This is a genomic window from Holdemanella porci (assembly GCF_019052655.1).
GTDB classification, from domain to species: domain Bacteria; phylum Bacillota_I; class Bacilli_A; order Erysipelotrichales; family Erysipelotrichaceae; genus Holdemanella; species Holdemanella hominis.
In genome coordinates this window covers 1-1,469 of sequence record NZ_JAHQVB010000130.1, presented here as the reverse complement: position 1 = coordinate 1,469, position 1,469 = coordinate 1, and the positions used below count along the sequence as shown (strand labels likewise).

General features: G+C 30.8%; 3 protein-coding genes. All 3 read right to left on the bottom strand.

Going from position 1 to position 1,469, the window contains the following annotated elements; translation table 11 throughout:
- Positions 1–371 precede the first annotated feature (371 nt).
- Positions 372–677: a DUF3137 domain-containing protein gene (locus KTQ83_RS11750; RefSeq protein WP_217256937.1), complete on the bottom strand. Its 306-nt coding sequence runs from the start codon at positions 675–677 to the stop codon at positions 372–374.
- Between the two features lie 39 nt (positions 678–716).
- Complete coding sequence (locus KTQ83_RS11745; protein ID WP_217256936.1) at positions 717–1,082, bottom strand: hypothetical protein; 366 nt, start codon at positions 1,080–1,082, stop codon at positions 717–719.
- 128 nt (positions 1,083–1,210) lie between these two features.
- Positions 1,211–1,378: a helix-turn-helix domain-containing protein gene (locus KTQ83_RS11740; protein WP_342367263.1), complete on the bottom strand. Its 168-nt coding sequence runs from the start codon at positions 1,376–1,378 to the stop codon at positions 1,211–1,213.
- Positions 1,379–1,469: the final 91 nt, after the last annotated feature.

The following is a 1,469-nucleotide window of genomic DNA, read 5'->3' as shown; positions in this document are numbered from 1 at the left end:
TGGATCCATCAACAAGGCTAATCTTCTTTTATTATCTTTTCATGAATAATTCAGGTATAGTTATTTTTAAATCTCTCATTTCTGGCAAACAATTTGGCAAACTTTTTATTAAATCAAAACCTGAGATTTTATTTCTCTGTTTTTTTAATCCTCAATAATTCTTTCAGGATGATTTCGTTTCATATACAAATAGAGTGCATATCTAGGAATTTCATAAATATTCTTATACTTCTTATCCCTAATAAAATCATGCACTAATTTTAAATCATCAACATTCTTACAATAAGTTAATGTAACAATCTTCGATCAATAAAATCAAATTCTTCAATCATCTCTTTTGTTTCTAAATATAATTCTTTATAATTCATTGATTATCCACTAAACACATCAATCATATCCACAAACCACTTTAAATCATTCATATTCTTAAAACTATGAGCGACAATATAAAGTCTTCCATCCTCATTCAAGTTTATTGAAAACTTATGATTTGATAAAGCAATAATTTGCTCTAGTCGATTCGAATCCAATATCTCAAGAACTAATTTTTCATCTCCACAAGTCAAATTAAACTTCTTATCAAATGTCTCATATCCAGTTTTAATACTTTGTTTATCCAATGCATTACAAGGATATATAGTTAGCCACGTATTAAACTTTTGGTCAAGCTTACACAACAACCGTTCACCCGTATAAACTGTATTTTCATTCTTTTCCTACAAGCCAGTCTCATCACGCAAGACCTCTGTCTCATCTGTGAGTTTAATGGTACAAAACGCTACAGAAAAACCTTTATATTTACCTTGTACATATCCATTGCCGCTACAATAATCATGTTTAGGTAAAAGAATATTCGTATCGCTAACATTAAGCATATGAGTATTTGGATTAAATTGCACATCCTCAAAGAATTCTTTTATAATCTCATCCATACCAGATGCGGTACTCTCCCCCTTATCCTTGATCATCTGTTCTAAGCCAAGAATCACATATCCAATAATAACTAAAACAAGATTACCACCAAACACAATACCCACTAACGCAATCAATAATCCTAGTATAGACAACAATCTGTTACCCATACCATTCATCTCCCTTCACTCCCATATTAACAAGCCCACAAATACATCTCAAACAATGCACTAAATTAGTCAAAATATAGAAAAAGAAGGTCAATGATCACTGGCCTTCTTTCATTAATTAGTTCCTTTTACTGTGCATAGCGCTTTAAATAATCTACATCTAAAATTAAGATTTTATGATACACCATCGTAATAACGTTTTCTTCTCTTAATCCACGCAAGATACGATTGACACTGTTTCTTGTGGATACCCCACAGAAACTGGCAATATCATCGTTCGTGATTTGCAAATCAATAAATATACCTTTTTTAACTTGTCTACCAAATAACGGTGGTACTACGTCAAGAAAAAGGACTCATAAAATAGATAAATTTTAAATTCTAATG

Excerpts from the sequence above, each read along its gene's own strand:
- KTQ83_RS11745 (WP_217256936.1), bottom strand. The coding sequence starts at position 1,082 with ATGGGTAACAGATTGTTGTCTATACTAGGATTATTGATTGCGTTAGTG.